Origin of the sequence: Brucella sp. 22210, from assembly GCF_052045675.1 — a bacterium.
Lineage (GTDB): Bacteria > Pseudomonadota > Alphaproteobacteria > Rhizobiales > Rhizobiaceae > Brucella.
The window spans coordinates 1-575 of record NZ_JBQEPD010000159.1; the positions used below are offsets into that span (position 1 = coordinate 1).

A 575-nucleotide genomic window follows, 5' to 3' on the forward strand; every position below is an offset into this window, starting at 1 on the left:
GGCCTGACGCCGCGCAACCTGGCCTATGTCATCTACACCTCCGGATCGACCGGACAACCAAAGGGTGTGATGAACGAGCATGGCGGCGTCGTCAATCTGGTGTGTTCCATGAGGAACATCGTGGGGATTGATGCCTCTGAGCGAATGCTGGCCCTGACTACTTTGGCGTTCGATATTGCCGGGCTGGAACTTTATCTACCACTCTTGGGCGGGGCGCAGATTATCCTCATGGAGAAGGGTGCCTCGATGGAGCCAGGGCTTGTCGGTGAAATGATCACTGCGGCCGGCGCTACGGTCATGCAGGCAACGCCTGCCACTTGGCGAATTTTGCTACATGATGGCTGGCGGGGGGCTGCGGATATGAAGGCTTTGTGTGGCGGTGACGCATTATCGAATAATCTCGCTGCTTCCTTACAGAGTCGGGTTGCCCGTCTGTGGAATATGTACGGTCCGACAGAGACGACAATCTGGTCGGCGGCGTGGAGCTGCGGGGACGCGATTCCCGACAACGTGCCGATTGGCCGTCCGATAGCGAACACGCAGGTTTATGTTCTGGACGGGCATGGAGCACCGGT

General features: G+C 58.3%; 1 protein-coding gene. It reads left to right on the forward strand.

Features of this window, described 5'->3' with window-relative positions; translation table 11 throughout:
* On the forward strand, positions 1 to 575 hold a 575-nt coding region (locus tag ACTJKP_RS27135; RefSeq protein ID WP_440632869.1), incomplete at both ends, for an AMP-binding protein.